Below are 17,212 nucleotides of genomic sequence, written 5' to 3' on the forward strand. Positions count from 1 at the left end.
GCCATGGACGCCACTTTGAACCAATCGAGCACAGACTGCTCGCTTGTTTCAAAGCTGGGTCTTTCACTAAGCGGTAAACCGCTAAGTGAAATTTCATGGCTGACAGCGAATTCTCTCCACCCTCCCAGAACCTAGGGTAGTTAATCACTAACTTTTTGGTGGGTGGGGACGGTACTTACCTTTGTTAGTTTTGATTGCAGCATTAGAATTTTCGTACTTAGGTTTTCCCGTTCTTACGATTTAGGTTTTGGATTTCTATCTATTAAACATTTATAGTAGTGAGCTTCCCCTAGCACTTGGAGTTTTTTTTTGATTTTTGAATAGCAAAAAACAAAAAATGTACAAAGAACAACCCGCTATTATGATGTATACACCCCGATTTTAGTCATCGGAAATAATTGCTAAACAGAGTAACAACGACAACCCCAGACCAGCAAATAATTTTAATTCCACCAAAACAACAGAACTTTTCACCCACAACCACAATAATTTTGTGAAAACCTAGGTTCTGCGGAGGGTGGAGGGAATTCGCCGTCAGCCGCGAAATTTTCGTTTGCACGGCAAAGGCCGTGCTTACGAAAAGGTCAAGCTTTGAGATGTCCAAGGGCGGGTTTCCCTTGGATAGCTCAAAGTTGGCCCGCAGCGTTCCACGGCGCAATTCCCGGAACCCTCCGCAGAACCGGCAGTGAACCCCCACCAAATATCCAATCACCACAATAATGTTACATTATTAACAAAATTATTGTATAAACATTTTGTTTTCGATACAATTTATATTGTATTCGCAAAGGGGGATATAAGGGGAATGAAAGCGATTAAGAAAATCGGTCTTTTAGCCGTCTTCCTTATGGCATTACTCGTCGTAACAGCCTGTGGAAACTCCGACTCAAAAGACAGCAACAAAAGCAATGACACCAAGAGTTCACAACAGTTCAAAGGTCAAACTATGAACGTAGTTGCAACTTCTGATGCTTATCAACCACTATTCGATAAATTTAGCAAGAAAACCGGCGCTAAAGTTAAAGTTTTATCAATGTCTAGTGGTGAAGTTTTGGCTCGTATGAAAGCCGACAAGAGTAAGCCTATGGCTGATCTTTGGTTCGGTGGTGGCCTTGATGCCTTCATGCAAGCTAAAACTGACGGACAACTTGAAAAGTATCAATCAAGTTCCGTTAAGAAAATCGACTCACAATACCGTGATAAAGACGGATACTGGTTATCAAAGGGTCTTACTGTTGGTGGCTTTGTCGTTAACAAAAAGGTCTTGAAAGAAAAGAACTTACCAGTTCCAAAGACTTGGGCTGACCTTGCTGACAGCAAGTACAAAGGTGAGATCATCATGAGTGATCCTGCCGTTTCTGGAACAATGTATGCCATCGTCAAAGGTATTATCGACCAAAAAGGGGAAAAAGCTGGTTGGGAATACTGGAACAAAGTTAATGACAATATTAGTTTCTACGGTAAACGTGGTAAAGATCCACAAGAAAAAACAGCTTCAGGCGAATTCGGCATCGGAATCATCCCAGTCGATAAAATGGCCTTCGATTCAGCAAAACAAAACAACTTAACAGTCGTTTATCCTAAAGATGGTATTCCATGGGTACCAGAAGGTGTTGCCGTCTTCAAGAATGCTCCTGGTAAAAAAATTGCCGAAGCCTTCATCGACTTCATGCTTGAACCAAAGAACATGAAAGAACTCGCTAAATTAGACGGTAAAGATACAGACCAAATTATCATGCCTGGTGTTAAAGGTCTTGATCTCGGTCTAAACAAGAAAGATCTGATCAAAGAAAATCTATCTACATTTGGTTCTGACCGTAAGGCAGTATTGAACAAATGGTCTGACATGGTTGGAGACAAATAATTACATTATCAATCACTAAACCGAGATATTTCTTCACAGATGTCTCGGTTTTTTTAATCAGAGGGGGAAACGATGGTAAAAAAGCATTTCGGCAGTAAAACCATCAACTGGATCGTCTTCACCATTCTGTCATTAAGTATTTTAATTTTTATTTTATATCCGTATTTAAGTATCTTTATTGAATCATTCAATGAACCAGGGCAAACTTTTTTCGACTTCTTCGTTAACAATCTCGATCTAACGAAAAATTCGCTTTTTATCGCTATTACGACCATGATCTTGTCGACTATTCTGTCAGTTGCCGTGACCTTGATCTTCGTCTTCATTTCTAAAAAATGGCAACAGATCTTACGACTGATCTTGTTGATCACCATGGTCTCGCCACCGTTCGTAACTTCACTGGCTTACATTACCTTATTCGGTCGGCGTGGCATGATCACTCACGACTTATTGCAGTTGACCATCAACCCTTACGGACCACAAGGGATCATCTTGATGGAAGCTTTGAGTTTCACTTCTTTGAACGCGCTCGTTTTGATCGGCTTGATCAATCAATTAGAACCTAGTCTGATCAATAGTGCCCGTTCACTCGGTGCCAAGGTCGACTCGATCATCAAAGACATCATCATCCCACTCCTTAGACCCGGTTTGATCGTGGTCGCCTTGATCAGTTTCATCCGTAGTCTAGCTGACTTTCAAACGCCAACTATTATCGGTGGTAGTTACAAAGTATTGGCGAGTGAAGGATATTTGGCCGTCATCAGCATGGGAGACATCCATCAAGCAGCTCTGATCAACATCACTTTAGCGATCCCCGCCCTGATCGGTTTTTTCCTTTATATCAAATACGACCGGATCGTCACCACCCAAGGACACGGAAATTCTGGTGGGCAATCACCTTTCCCACTACCTAAAAAAGGCGTCTTCTTCTGGGTAGCTTCGATCTTGTCGATACTTTTTTACATCGCCTTGATCCTGCAATACGGTTCGATCGTCTTGAACGCCGTTTCGGAAAAAATCATGGGTAAATTCCACTTCTCGTTACAGCCTCTATTGCAAACTGGACCATATTTGAATGACACGATCTTGCGGACGGTATCCTACAGTATTATTGCCGGATTACTGGGTAGCTTGATCAGCTTTTTCATTATCTACTACAGCCAAGTCAAAAAAAATAAATGGATGCAGTTCATCGAAATGGTCGGGACATTCCCTTATATTTTACCAGGAACATTTTTTGGACTAGGTTACTTATACGCCTTTTCCAAACCACCTTTGCAGATCACCGGAACAGCCATCATCGTTGTCATCAACGTGATCTTCAAACAAGTAGCGTTCGCAACTAAAGCTGCCAAGGCGGCGACTAACCAGATCGAACCGACCTACTTCAAGACGGTCCACGATTTAGGTGGGACGGTCGTCAATGAATGGAACGACGTCTTCTTCCCTATGACGAAACACGGCTTTGCCTTGACCTTCTTAAACGGTTTCATCAGTACGATGACAACTATCGGCTCGATCATCTTCTTAGTTCACCCTGGTCAAAATATGATGACCTTAGTGATGTTTGACGTAGTTCAACAAGGACAATATCAAGTCGCCTCAGTCATCGCTTGTCTGATTATTTTAATCTGTTTAATAGCTGCTGGAATCGTCTTCGGTATCATAAATCTAAGCGAAAGGGATTGGTCACATGTTTTTAGAAGTCAAAGATCTAACCAAGAAGTACAACCATAAGACAGTCCTGCACTCGCTGTCGTTTCAAGTACAACAAAATGAGATCCTCGTCGTTCTTGGACCTAGCGGTTGTGGAAAAAGTACGCTCTTATCTTGTCTGAACGGCTTTACCACCACTGACGGCGGGGTCGTCACCTTACTCGATCAAGATATTACCAACCTAGACCCAGAAAGTCGTGACATCACGACCGTCTTCCAGTCATACAGCTTGTTCCCACACATGAACGTCATCAAAAATTTGACGTATGGCTTAAAGTTTCAAAAACTATCGCGCCAAGAAAAAAACGAAAAAGCTAAAAAAATGTTGCATCTCTTACAACTAGACGATTACGCTAATAGTAAGATCCAAGACCTAAGTGGTGGACAACAACAACGTGTTGCCCTAGGTCGAAGTTTGATCGTCGAACCACAACTACTACTTTTAGATGAGCCTTTTTCTAACTTAGACGAAAAATTACGACTCAAGATGCGCCAAGAACTGCGTCGTCTGCAAAAAGAACTCAACATCACCATGATCTTCGTCACACATGACCAACAAGAAGCTTTCGCCATCGGTGACCGCATCCTAGTCATGGACCAAGGTCGGATCCAGCAAATATCCAACGGCGAGGAACTTTATTCGCATCCTAAAAACGACTTCGTTCTCAAATTCATCGGCGATTCCAATCAAATTACCGACGATGAGTACATTCGTCCAGAAAAAATCGAACTAACTAAAAATGAAACAGGTGACGGCACCATCACCAACGTAATTTTTCAAGGTGCCACAATCGACTACGAACTCGCTTACCACGACAAAAATTATCAAGTCACGAGTTTGAATCGCGGACAAGAATTTAAAATCGGTGACCACGTGAATGTGGCCTATAGTACCGACAAGATGGAGGGATAATTATATGAGAATATTACACGTTCAAGCTCAACTGCCGGCTAAAACTGGTAGTGGTGTTTATTTTTCAAATGTGATCAAGGGCTTTAAGTATAAGTACGAACAAGCTTGTGTTTTTGGCTACTTTGGTGACTTCGAATACACAACACTTCCGAAAGATCATCAGTACCCATTGAAATTTCCTAATGAAAAATGTGATTTCCCACTACCAGGAATGAGCGACGTTATGCCTTATAAGAGCACTGTCTATGGAGAAATGACTCCGGAGATGATCGATTCTTGGCAAAGTGCTTTTAAAGAAACTTTGCAAAAAGCCGTAACTGAATTCAAGCCTGATGTTATCTTATGCCATCACCTCTGGTTTTTAACATCATTGGTCTGCCAAGAATATCCTGACATCCCTACTTACGTCTTCTGTCATGGGACCGACTTACGTCAGGCAAAACAGCATCCAGATCTCAAGCAAAAATACGTTACCGATTTGGACAAATTGAACCAAGTCTTTGCCCTAAGTCATCAAGAGATCCAGCAACTCCACGACACCTTTGGCATCCCCAAAGAAAAAATCACCGTCATCGGCGGTGGTTTCGACCCTAATATTTTTTACCCGGCACACAAGGAGAAAAAAGATACTATTGATCTAGTCTATGCCGGCAAACTTTCCAAACCTAAAGGTACTGTTGCCTTACTTAAAGTGTTCGACCGTATCAGTAAAAAATATCCTAACGTCGACTTGCACTTGATCGGGGCCGTTTCCGATAAAAACGAAAACATCTTGGATCCATACTTATCCAATCCTCAGATCAAATTTTATAATGTCCTCGACCAACAAGAACTAGCTGACAAATACCGTCGATTCGACATCTTCATCCTCCCTTCTTATTATGAAGGATTAGGTTTAGGTGCCATCGAAGCCTTAGCTTGCGACTTAAGAGTAGTCGTCACTAATATCACTAATCTGAAAGAGCAACTAGGCAGCAAAGTCAACGACAGCGGCTACATCAGTTACGTCGATCTACCAAGATTGATCAACCAAGATGAACCGATCGAAGAAGACTTACCAGCCTTTTACGATCGATTGCAACTCGCCATCGAAGATCAGATCCTAGGTGTCCAAGAAAAGCCTGAATTCACCGAAGAAGTTCAACAGGCCATCCTCAACAGCAGTTGGCCACAATTGATTGAAACTGTTGATGATATCATTACTAAAGAAACAGTTGAATAATCTAAAAAAAGCAGCCTATCTTTTTTGATAGACTGTTTTTTAATAAAAATTATTCCAAATATAAAACACAGCATAACTACACCAATTGCCCCAACGCTTCTTCAGCTGGAGCATTTTTTCTTTGCTGGGTTTTTGATCGCTTTTCTCGAGTGTCTTGATACCATTCAACAACCCAACGTCATTCATCGGAAAAGCATCCCCTTGCTTGATACAGCGCATCAAAATACAATTAGCCGTCCAAGGCCCGATCCCTCGAATTTTCGTCATATCCTTTTCAGCATCTTCAAAATTATCAAATTGGCAGTAATGTTCCTTAGTCATTTCCCCACGAGCCAGCTTTTGCGAAATATCCAACAAATATTCAGCCTTGTGATTAGTCAGCTTCAAACCAAGTAAAGTTTCTTTGTCCGCTTGAGCAACCGTTTCAGGATCAGGAAAGATCCAATAAGTCTTATCTTGGTACTGGATCGTCTGACCAAATTTTTGAATAAAACTATTTTTCAGCGACAAAGCAAAATTGACCGTAATCTCTTGCCCAACGATCTCCCAAACCAAAGCTTCGAACAAATCAGGAATCCCAACCAAGCGCAACCCAGCCTGCTTTTTAACGACCGAATGCAAAATAGGATCAGTCTGAGCCATCTCATAAAAAGTCGACAGATCCTGATCGAGATCGAACCAGTCAGAAATAAAATCAGTCAACTGAGCCCGAATAGAATCAGAACAGACCACATTATTCAAAATAGCCACCGACAAATTTTTCAGCCGAGGATGATAAGTAATCTCACAAAGCACCTTAACCCCATCAATCAGAAAACCCCGCCGAATCCGCCGCTTCTCAACACGATAAGCAATCTCATGAGGATCCCGCATCAAATACTTCAAAATCTTAGACCAACTAAAAATAGAAGGAACAGCCAAAAAAAATCCAGAACGCAAAATAAAACCTCCTTTTACCCCAACTATAGTAAGTTTCCAAAAAGAAGGTTAGAAAAAAGCAAAAAAAACGACCGAATCAAAAAGATCCAGTCGCAAAAATTGTAAGTATAGACGGTATTTGGTATTCATTCGAAGGGAAGTAAAAATAATTTGGTATTCATTCAAAAGGTATACAAAAGGCGGTAAAGAAAATATAGAACTAAAGCTTGCAATGTGAAAAAAATCGGAACCGATGATATCCAAAACAAATATCAAAGAGATAGGTAAAAGGATCAAAATCGTAGGAATCAATCAAAACTAAGTACGTAAAACCAATTCCAAGCAAGTTTGAGATACAAAAATAAGTACCGTACCCCCACCAACAAAGGAGTTGATGCCTACCCTAGGTTCTGCGGTGGATGGAGGAAATTCGCTGTCAGGTGTGAAATTTTACTTGGCAATTTATTGCCTAGTAAAAGGCCGAGTTTTGAGATGTCCGGGTGAACTTCCCGGATAGCTCAAAATCGTGCCCACACCGTTCCACAGCGAAATTTCCGGAATCCCCCGCAGAACCGGCAGTGAACCACCACCAACCAAATCTAAACTCTATCTAATCCCTGCTTCAAATCAGCAATAATATCATCAACATTCTCAATCCCAATCGACAACCGAATCAAATCCGGCGTAATCCCGCTGGCCTTCAGCTCAGCCTCATTCAACTGAGCGTGAGTAGTAGAAGCAGGATGGATAATAAGCGACTTAGCATCACCAACATTAGCCAGCAACGAGAACACATCAAGGTTTTGGATCAATTGCTTACCGGCTTCTTCACCGCCAGTCAAACCAATAGTAAAGATCGAACCGACACCCTTCTTAAAGTCACGGTCAGCCAGTTTTTTATAAGGGCTGTCTGGCAATTCAGGATATTTGATCCAAGCCACTTTAGGTGAATTGTTTAAAAATTCGATTACCTTACGAGTATTTTCCACATGTCTTTCCACACGGAGTGACAAGGTTTCGAGTCCTTGCAATAGTAAGAATGAGTTGAAGGGACTCAAGGCACCACCGGTATCACGAAGGACTTCGGCTCTGACCTTTGTCGTGAAGGCTCCACCCTCAAGGTCGGCGAAGACTAAGCCGTTGTATTGTGGATCTGGTGTGGTGAATTCTGGATAACGTCCGGAAGCACGGTAGTCGAACTTGCCGTTTTCGGCGATAGTTCCACCCATGGTCGTTCCGTGACCACCGATGAATTTCGTGGCTGATTCGACAACGATGTCAGCACCCAGGTCTAGTGGTCGATACAAGTATGGTGTAGCAAAAGTATTATCGACGATCAACAAGATCCCGTGCTTATGAGCAATTTCAGCGATTGCTGGAACGTCAGCCAAGTTGATGTCAGGATTTCCGATACTTTCCAAGTACAAGGCTTTCGTGTGGTCGTTGATCTCTTTTTCAAAATTCTCAGGGTCGTCAGAATTGACGAAGTGAGTCTTGATACCTAATTTAGGCAAGGTCACGTTGAACAAGTTAAATGTTCCACCGTAAAGTGTTGATGCTGAGACGATTTCGTCTCCTTCACCGGCAATATTTTGGATAGCGGCGTTAATAGCAGCAGCTCCGGTTGCTAAGGCGACACCAGCAGTTCCGCCTTCTAGTTCGGCAACTCTTTGTTCCAAAACGGCAGTTGTTGGGTTCGTCAATCTAGTGTAAATATTACCGGGATCTTTTAAAGCAAAACGGTCGGCTGCTTGTTGTGGGTCTTTGAAGACGTATGAAGTCGTTTGATAAATTGGTTCAGCACGTGCTCCTGTTTCGTCAACCGTTTGTCCTGCGTGTAATTGTAAAGTTTCAAATTTGTAATTGTCTTTGGTCATGATTATCTTTCTCCTTTTGTATTTGATCTAACCAGCTTTGATATAAGTCCAAACTACTGTTGTGCCAACAAATGTAACTTTGCAGTGGATTCTCAAGTGAAATATTGACTGGCTTTTGGATCGGTTGATCTTTTTTAAGATCGCGGTGGTATTCGTCGATCAAGGTGTTAGCGGTGTACTCAGGGTGTCCCATAATGTACAAGCTGTTTCTATCGGTCGCTTGCATGAAAAATGGTCCCGTTTGTACGTTGTCAGCTAAAATTTCCAGCTGTGGTATAGCTTCAATGATCGGTGTTTCAACTTTGCTGTAGCGAGATTGAGGCATTAAGAAATTCCTCGGTAAATGAGTGGTATGGATCTGATTCTTATAAACGCCGAAGATTTTTTTCTGGACGTTGACCTTCGGTACTTCAAAGTCGGCGAACAAGGCTGCTTGGGCGCCCCAACACGTAAAAAGCTGATAACTCGTATGAGTATGAGCCCAATCTCTGATCTCGAGAAATTCATCCCAATAATCAACTTCGGTGAATTTGATTTTTTCAACGGGTGCTCCGGTGACGATAAATCCGTCATAATATTTGTTGCGAATGTCTGCCAGAGTAGCATAATGAAAGGCTAGTTCAGCTTGATCGCCATGCTTCCAAATGTGCGATTTGGGATACATAAAAGTCACGGATACCGGTGTTTTCACTTCGGCAAAAAGCCGACTGATCTGCTGTTCTGTTTGTGCTTTATTAGGCATTAAATTTAAGACCAGGATAGATAGTTGTGGTTTGATCTGATAATTTTGCAAATCATTTTTGGTCAATCCGTTTAATTTGATTACAGTCATGTATGCTACTCCTCCTTATTTTTTGGACAAAAAAAAGTCCCCATGTCAGCATTATGCCAACATGGGGACGATGTGGTCGTGGTACCACCCCAATTCGTAGACTAGGTCTACCTCAACGATTCCTTAAGAAATCCGGGATGATATCGCATCCTTGCGTAATTTCAGCTTACACCGAAAGTTAAGACTCAGAGCTCATGTTCGAAAGGTTTTCTCTGTCCGCCTTCTCACCATCAGCGGTCACTTTGTCAGATACTCGACGATCTACTCTTCTCTTCAACGTCTAAATTAAAATTTATTTAATTAAATTACTGTTTAGTTTAAAACGATTTTAAAAAAAGTCAAGGCTTATTTTTGAAAATCTTGGATACCTTTTTGTAAACGACTTAGTCCATCCCTGACATTATCGGTCGGACAAGCAATGTTCATTCTTAAAAATTTATTTCCATCGCCACGATAAACATTTCCGGCATTAAGGTACAATCCGGTGTCTTCTCTAATGAATTTTTGGAGTTCTCCTGAATCGTCGGTGATATTTTGGCAGTCGATCCAAAGTAAGTAAGTTGCTTCAGATTTGATCACTTTGACTTCGGGAATATTTTCCTTCACGAAGTCTTCGACTAATTCGCGGTTGCTAGTCAATTTTTCTTTGAGTTCTGCTAGCCATTTATGACCTTGTGTATAGGCAGCAATCGATGCTGGGATAGCAAAACTATTGGGTTCACCGAGTTCATCCGAATTGATGCCACGGTCGACGATATTGCGTAAATTTTCGTTAGGCACAATGACTGTCGCAGCGTGAATGGCAGCCACGTTGAAAGTCTTACTTGGCGAGACGCTGACAACGACATTTTGGATCAAGTCCTCTGGTAATGAGACCATCGTTGTATAGCCGTATTCAGTAAAGGTAATGTCACCGTGGATCTCATCGCTAATAATGATCACGTGATGTTTTTTAGCTAGTTCAGCGATCTTCGTTAATTCGTCTTTTGACCAGATCTTGCCAACTGGATTATGAGGATTACACAAAATCATCAAAGTCGTTAAAGGTTGCTCCATCTTTTCTTCAAGGTCTTTGAAGTCGATCCGGTAGCCTTCGCCATCAAATTTGAGGTCATTTGATAATACGTGACGTCCATTATTGACGATCGAGTTGTAAAAAACATTATAGACTGGCGCTTGAACGAGCACGTTGTCGCCAACATTACTCAAGCGTCTGACCATGGATGAAATTGAAGGAACTACTCCTGTACAAAATAGCATCCATTCTGTCTTAGGACGGAAATGATGTTCCGTTTCGTACCAATCAGCTACGGCATTGAAATAGTCCTCATGTGGTTGTTCATAGCCAAATACTTTCTGGTCGGCTTTTTGCTTGATCGCATCAACGATCTCTGGGGCCACTTGAAAGTCCATGTCAGCAACCCACATTGGTAGTTCATTTTCCTTGATATCCCATTTGATGGAATCAGTTTTGCGGCGGTCGATAGTCTTTTCAAAATCGTACATTAGATTGATTTCTCCTTCTCATCTGCAAGAGTTATTTCAGTCTTTGTTGAATCGATGTCGTCATCATCAAAAATAATTTGGCCAATTGATTGAGCATGGATCTTACCATTGATCGGATTTTTGACGTTCATGATGTCAGAATTGATCTCGGCATCAATGTTTGAACAGTATTCAAAAGCGAGGTCAGTCCGCAACAACTTGCAGTTTTCCATTTTGAGATCATCGATATAACAAAGTCCCTGATCACTTTCAATTGTACAATTTACGAAGCGAATATTCTTGGTATTCCAAGCTAAATATTCACCATTAATGACAGAATCGTAGATTGTCACATTCTCACAGTTCCAAAAAGCATCTTTGGAGACAAAAGTTGAGTTGTGAACTTCAATGTTTTTCGCACCATCGAAGATGTAATTGCCAACAAAACTAGAGTTGTCGATGCGGATATTTTCACTGTTCATACCGAAGTAATCGCCGTGTGCTTGAACATTGTCTAGCTTGATATTTTTACAAGTCCAGAGCGTTTCTTCAGCATCAGCGAAGTGAACATTTTGTAGGTCAACGTCATTACATCTTCTAAATAATTTTGGAGCTTGTAATGTGCTGTCTTTAATTGAGATATCGTCGGTATACCAAATACCTGAACGAGACATCGTTTCAAAAATCGTGTTCGTTACTTTTACGTGTTTGCTGTACCAAAGTGGATATTTCCAGGTAAAAATGCTGCCGTCTAGGTTGATGTTGTGGCTTTCTTTTAGGGGTGATTCACCGGTTCCGAAGGTTGTGTTGATGATGTTGGTATCTTTTGCTTGGAAAAGGGGGCGCTTGCCATCGTAGTAGTCGTTTTTATATTCTTTCATTTGTTTGTCTTCCTCCTGCTTTCATATTTGATTAAACACCTTAAAGTGGGGTGGAAGGCAAGGGTTTGTGGTGATATTTTTGTTGGAGGTTGAGAGGCCGGCTCCGGGGGTCGGGGATACAGCCGCTGGAACGCTGGCTCACGACATCGATTTGAGCTCCTCGAAGTAGACCACTTCGACGATCTCAAATACGAGTCTTCTTGTAGGCGATAAAATCGCCAACAAGAATTTGGCGGCTGAGGGCTGTATCCCCGACCCCCTCCGCCTAGGTTTTTCGACAAACTGTTTTTTTGTTAAGTTTTAGGTAGTGCTTCCTAGTTTTTTCTTTGAGACTTGCTATGTTTGATTACCGATTTCTTTTGGTGGTTAGCATTGCTTCGCTATGCTAAATGGTTCACATGCTCTTTTTCCTGCTGCTTTTTCCTGATCCCCAAATATCTCAATTCTTATTTCTTCTTCTGTTTCCATCTCTGGACTTCGCTTCGCTGGTCCTTGTCCTACAATTAATAATCTTCACTTCTTTTGGCTCTTTGCTTTTCATCCCAGTCTTTATTTGCTCTTCTTAATTGAAAACAAAAAACATTCCCACCTTTTATTTTTTAGGTTAGGAATGCTTTTTCTCGAACTTTGGTTTGTTTCTTTTGTTTGGAAGTTAGGCACTTAGTCCTCTTAGTTTGATGAATAGGTCTTCGTAGAAGGTTTGGACTTTTTGGGCGTTTTTCTTGTCTCTGTTTTTGGTTACGTCTAGGCCTACGAAGTCGTTGTGATCCCAGCCTTGGACTGGGTCATTGTATTGCCAGACTCCTTTGACGGCTTTGTCTGTGTTTGAGTATTCGAATGGGCCGTTTTCGGTTGTTTGGTCTGGTTGAGCTGCTTGGCCTATTGGGGCTTTGGCTGAGATTACTGGTACACAGCCGTCGCTTGGCCACCAGTTTGGGTCGTTGCCTTGGTTGCCGATGTAGGCTGCTCCGATGCTGAAGTATGGGGCGATGCCTTTGATTGGTTCGGCTCTGCCGGTTAGGCTTTGTTTTGTGGCATTTCCGGCATAGGTGAAGTAGTACTCGTTTGGTGATAGGTCAGTTCTTTGAGTTATCTGGTTGGCTCCGTTGATTGATAGGTCGTAGATGGAGTTGTCGTGTGATGTCCAAGCTTTGCTGTTGATTACTCTTTGGTTGAACTTGGCTAAGCTTTCTCCTTGTTTTCTGACTAGTCCCCATTGATCTAGTTTGTAATCTGTTGCTTGTGGTTTTAAGGTTGTGGAATCTCTTGGCAAGGATACTCCTAACAAGTTTCCGGTGTTGATGACGTCTCTGACTACTTCGTTGATTGGTGAATTAGTTAGTGGTGTTCCGTTGTGGACTCCGGCAATAGATGTAACTGATTGTAACCAGTTGTGACCACCGGCAAAAAGCGGACTGACTTGCTCGCCATTATTTTGGCTGGCAGCAATTTCTTCTTGGTTACCATTTCTGAGCATGGAATCGAAGTCACGGATCGTTTGGCCACCCATGGAATGTCCGATGATGTGCACTTTGTTCGTGTCGTCTAATTGTGGATAGATCCCAGGATAAGTCCGGCCATATCTTGCGTGACCGTATTTTTGTGAATGGGCGATCCCGTAGTCAACAGTGCCTCCTTTTAAGTAGGCATAAAGTTCACACATTCTGTCCCAGTCACTACCGTAAGGGCTGACGACTGCTTCATAGGCCGTACCGTCCCCATATTCTTGGTTCAGCAACTGAACGATATTGTTGGAGCGTCCTCCCCAGTATGGGAAGCTGGGGATCTCTTTTTCGCCATAGCCATTTAAGCCATGGACGAAAACTACTGGGTAAGCGTTGGCTGCATCGGCTTGTTCATTGAAACCGAAGAGTGTAATTACACCAGTGAATAAAAACAGTATAAAGGCAAAACTAAATTTTTTCATGGTTCCCCTCCTATAACGCAAAATGTTGAATGGTTTTATCTTAGCAAATAAATCGGTCTTGTGTAAACGCTTACAGAGAAATAATATTATGTAGCGTCGTTATGTCACCCTAAAAAGCCTGAATTTGGGGTATTTTGCCTATTAAACTTTTTTTTAATGGAAATTAAGTTGAATATTTTGACATCCATTTTTTGATAAATATCTTTAAATTATTTTACTAAATAATCATTATATTTAAGTTTTATGATATATTTATCAAATATCCAATTACGATAAACGGGTGAAAAATTTCTCCTTTTTTGAAAATAGAATGATATTATATATTTTGTAAACGTTTTAATTATTTTCTAATAAAAGGTGAAATTAGAAGATTTGGGACGTTTTTTATAGTATGATTGTTTCGAGTATCACAACACATGTTTAGCTTTTTTGAACAAATGGAGTTATGAAAGGCGGTACATTCTTGGAAGATAAATCTTTAAATAGAAGTTTATCAGCTCGTCAAATGCAGATGATTGCCCTTGGTGGGACAATCGGTGTTGGTTTATTCATGGGGTCAGCCTCTACTATTAAGTGGACTGGGCCTTCAGTTTTGATTGCTTATGCAATTGCTGGTCTTATTCTATACATGGTTATGCGGGCTCTCGGAGAGATGATCTATACGGATCCTTCGACAGGCTCATTTGCTAAATTTGGTTCTGAATACATTCATCCGGTTGTCGGATATATTACTGCTTGGAGTAACGTTTTCCAGTGGTTAGTTGTTGGTATTAGTGAGGTTATCGCCGTTGGAACTTACTTGGAATTTTGGTGGCCTGATCTTCCTAAATGGGTCGTCGGAGTGGTCGTTGTTTTGACGCTCTGTTTAGCTAATCTAACTTCAGTTAAGGCCTACGGTGAAATGGAATTTTGGTTCTCCATGATCAAAGTTCTTACTATTATCTTCATGATCATCATGGGACTGCTCGTTATCTTATTCGGTGTTGGTAATAACGGACACCCTGTAGGCATTAGTAATCTTTGGACTAACGGCGGCTTTTTCACCGGAGGTATTAAAGGATTTATTTTCGCCTTATCGATCGTAGTGGCCTCGTATCAAGGTATCGAAGTTATTGGTATCACTGCGGGTGAGGCTGAAAATCCTCAAAGTAGTATTGTTCACGCGATCAGAACGATCGTTGGTAGAATTTTGATTTTTTATATTGGTGCTATTTTTGTTATCGTTTCGATTTATCCTTGGAACAAGCTAGGTACGATGGGTTCACCATTTACCGAGACTTTTGCCAAGGTCGGGATCACCTTTGCGGCTGAAATCATTAACTTCGTTGTTTTGACAGCCGCATTGTCCGGATGTAATTCCGGTATGTTTAGTGCCAGTCGAATGCTCTATACACTCGGACTGCAAAACAACTTGCCTAAGTCATTCAAGAAGATCTCTAAACACGGTGTTCCATACATCGCTGTTATTACGATCTCATTAGGTATTTTGATTGGTTTGATCATCAACTTCTTATTACCAGTCTTGTTCCACACACCTAGTGACGTCTTCGTGGTCGTCTACAGTTCCAGTGTCCTACCTGGTATGGTGCCTTGGTTCGTTATCCTATTCAGTGAGCTACACTTTAGAAGGCTCAACAAAGATAAGATGAAGAACCATCCGTTCAAAATGCCTTTATATCCATTAAGTAACTACTTATCGATTGCGGCATTACTAGTCATCTTGATTTTCATGTTCTTGAATCCAGAAACGACCATCTCACTAATGATCGGTGTGGTCTTCTTAGTCTTCATGACCTGTTTCTACTTCATCCGTGAAAAATTTCAAGCCCGTAAAGCAAAATAATTAACTGATCTTCGGCTTTTTAAGTCGGAGATTTTTCTTTCGTTTATTTTTTGGAAAAAACATTTTTAAAGTCGCCAAATGCGTTGTCATTTCAAGCTTCCGCCAATATTTTGACTGATCCGTGAAATTTCGCATCGTTTCGTTTATTCAATCCCCTTCCATCGTTAACTTTAAATGTTACAATAAGAATATAAATATTTTTATAAAATATATAGGGGGATTTATATTTATGAAATTTTCAAAAATTTTAGCTGCCTCACTTGTCTCAGTATCAATGCTTACAGCAGGTATTGGCGCTGCTGCTCAATTTAGCGAGGCACAAAATGTTGAAGCTGCAAGTAATTTTGATATTCCTATTGGTACTGTTACTCCTGTTAATGGAAGCATTCGTGTAATTCAACACAGACATGGCCAAGTCGTTCGTCTATTCAACTTTGTCGGCGATGATCCTGTCATTTCAACTACACGTTCAGTCCAAAATGGTACTTGGTGGCATACAGATAAATACAAGACGGCTCCAAACGAAAACGGTGTAACTACTAAATACTACCGTGTATCCACTAACGAATGGGTCAGCGGTTGGGACGTCCGTGATAGTGAATTCCAAACAGGTCACTACTAAAATAAAATTAGTCAAAAGCAGATTCTGAAAAAGATTCCTTCTTGGAGTCTTTTTTTATTTTCCACCAATTCTACATTCATATTTTTTATTAGAAAATTATTAAAAAAGACTCCATTTAGATTTTGAAAAGCGTAACATAGGGACTATACAATTTTTGATAGGGAGTTTTTTTATGGGTGTTTTTGTCCAAAGTGTTCAAGGTATTCTGATCATCATTGGGCTGATCGCTGTTGGTTACTATTTAGCTAAACGGGGTTGGTTCTCAGATGAAGCTACTAGTTTGATTGCTAAGATCGTTACGCAAGTAGCTTTGCCTACTTATATGATCTATACGATCACGCATGATTTTACAGCAAAAAAATTAGTCAAACTGCTGCCAGATCTGGCCATTCCGGTGCTTTCAATGACCATTTTGATTGGGATCTCGTGGATCATGATCAAAGTGCTACATATCGAAAAAGGTAAACGAGGATTGTTCTCATCCATGTTCTTCAATTCCAATACCGTCTTCGTTGGATTGCCAGTTAACATGGCCTTATTTGGGACGAAGAGTTTGCCTTACGTGTTGGTCTACTACATGGCTAACACGACTTTCTTCTGGACTTTAGGTACTTACTTGATCCAAGCCGATGGTGAAAAAGCCGCTAAGTTCAGTCTGAAAAAAACTTTGGGGAAGGTTTTTTCACCACCACTACTTGGTTTCATTATTGGTCTAATTTTGGTAGTCATGAACATTAACCTACCAGGATTTTTAATGACCGATTTTGAATATCTCGGTAATTTGACCATCCCTCTATCAATGATCTTTATCGGTATTTCGATTGCCCACGCGGGACTTACCAACGTCAGTTTCCACAAGGACAACCTGGGTATTTTATTTGGACGTTTCATCATGGCTCCAGTTTTGATGTCGATCTTATTCATCTTCATCCCTGGCCCATCATTGATGAAACAAGTCTTCATCATCCAGTCAGCCATGCCAGTAATGACCAACGCCCCTGTTGTGGCCCGGTTATACGGTGCTGATTCTGATTACGCTGCTATCATGGTTACAGAAACTACCCTCTTAAGTTTGATCGTCGTACCAATTTTAATGATGATCATAAAATAAT

The 17,212-nt window shown here is 41.1% G+C and carries 13 protein-coding genes; 7 read left to right on the forward strand and 6 right to left on the reverse strand.

Annotated elements, in window-relative coordinates; translation table 11 throughout:
- The first annotated feature begins 805 nt into the window (after nt 1-805).
- The 4 genes from EKM69_RS06575 (at nt 806) to EKM69_RS06590 (ending at nt 5,715) form a co-directional block, all read left to right on the forward strand.
- A complete protein-coding gene (locus EKM69_RS06575; protein WP_125709376.1) occupies nt 806-1,864 on the forward strand; it encodes an ABC transporter substrate-binding protein in 1,059 nt (352 codons plus the stop codon).
- 72 nt (nt 1,865-1,936) lie between these two features.
- Nucleotides 1,937-3,601 (forward strand): ABC transporter permease, encoded by a 1,665-nt coding sequence (locus EKM69_RS06580; protein WP_125709378.1) that lies wholly within the window; start codon nt 1,937-1,939, stop codon nt 3,599-3,601.
- Complete coding sequence (locus tag EKM69_RS06585) at nt 3,558-4,493, forward strand: ABC transporter ATP-binding protein (RefSeq protein ID WP_125709380.1); 936 nt, start codon at nt 3,558-3,560, stop codon at nt 4,491-4,493. The genes EKM69_RS06580 and EKM69_RS06585 overlap by 44 nt, the downstream gene beginning before the upstream one ends.
- 4 nt (nt 4,494-4,497) lie before the next feature.
- Nucleotides 4,498-5,715, forward strand: coding sequence for a glycosyltransferase family 4 protein (locus EKM69_RS06590; RefSeq protein WP_125709382.1), 1,218 nt, complete (start codon nt 4,498-4,500; stop codon nt 5,713-5,715).
- Between the two features lie 39 nt (nt 5,716-5,754).
- On the opposite strand, the gene EKM69_RS06595 is transcribed toward EKM69_RS06590, so the two are convergent.
- The 6 genes from EKM69_RS06595 to EKM69_RS06620 all read right to left on the reverse strand — a co-directional run bounded on the left by EKM69_RS06595 (nt 5,755) and on the right by EKM69_RS06620 (nt 13,635).
- Nucleotides 5,755-6,654, reverse strand: coding sequence for a DNA-3-methyladenine glycosylase 2 (locus tag EKM69_RS06595; RefSeq protein ID WP_125709384.1), 900 nt, complete (start codon nt 6,652-6,654; stop codon nt 5,755-5,757).
- Nucleotides 6,655-7,232: 578 nt separating this feature from the next.
- A complete protein-coding gene (locus tag EKM69_RS06600; RefSeq protein ID WP_125709386.1) occupies nt 7,233-8,510 on the reverse strand; it encodes an O-acetylhomoserine aminocarboxypropyltransferase/cysteine synthase family protein in 1,278 nt (425 codons plus the stop codon).
- Entirely contained in the window at nt 8,485-9,342 is an 858-nt protein-coding gene (locus EKM69_RS06605; protein WP_125709388.1) for a homoserine O-acetyltransferase/O-succinyltransferase family protein, read from the reverse strand. The genes EKM69_RS06600 and EKM69_RS06605 overlap by 26 nt, the downstream gene beginning before the upstream one ends.
- 345 nt (nt 9,343-9,687) lie before the next feature.
- Entirely contained in the window at nt 9,688-10,848 is a 1,161-nt protein-coding gene (locus tag EKM69_RS06610; protein WP_125709390.1) for a MalY/PatB family protein, read from the reverse strand.
- A complete protein-coding gene (locus EKM69_RS06615) occupies nt 10,848-11,708 on the reverse strand; it encodes a DUF3737 family protein (protein ID WP_125709392.1) in 861 nt (286 codons plus the stop codon). The genes EKM69_RS06610 and EKM69_RS06615 overlap by 1 nt, the downstream gene beginning before the upstream one ends.
- Nucleotides 11,709-12,360: 652 nt before the next feature.
- On the reverse strand, nt 12,361-13,635 hold the full coding sequence (locus EKM69_RS06620; RefSeq protein WP_125709394.1) for an esterase/lipase family protein: 1,275 nt from the start codon (nt 13,633-13,635) through the stop codon (nt 12,361-12,363).
- Between the two features lie 463 nt (nt 13,636-14,098).
- On the opposite strand from EKM69_RS06620, the gene EKM69_RS06625 reads away from it, so the two are divergent.
- From EKM69_RS06625 to EKM69_RS06635, 3 genes are all read left to right on the forward strand, one after another.
- Nucleotides 14,099-15,478 (forward strand): amino acid permease, encoded by a 1,380-nt coding sequence (locus tag EKM69_RS06625; protein ID WP_125709396.1) that lies wholly within the window; start codon nt 14,099-14,101, stop codon nt 15,476-15,478.
- Nucleotides 15,479-15,707: 229 nt separating this feature from the next.
- The gene (locus tag EKM69_RS06630) at nt 15,708-16,100 is read left to right on the forward strand and encodes a hypothetical protein (protein ID WP_125709398.1); all 393 of its coding nucleotides are present in this window, start codon (nt 15,708-15,710) and stop codon (nt 16,098-16,100) included.
- A 172-nt stretch (nt 16,101-16,272) separates the two neighbouring features.
- Nucleotides 16,273-17,211, forward strand: coding sequence for an AEC family transporter (locus EKM69_RS06635; protein WP_125709400.1), 939 nt, complete (start codon nt 16,273-16,275; stop codon nt 17,209-17,211).
- Nucleotide 17,212 lies beyond the last annotated feature (1 nt).

The sequence above is a fragment of the Companilactobacillus zhongbaensis genome (assembly GCF_003946515.1).
In the GTDB taxonomy this organism is placed as follows: domain Bacteria; phylum Bacillota; class Bacilli; order Lactobacillales; family Lactobacillaceae; genus Companilactobacillus; species Companilactobacillus zhongbaensis.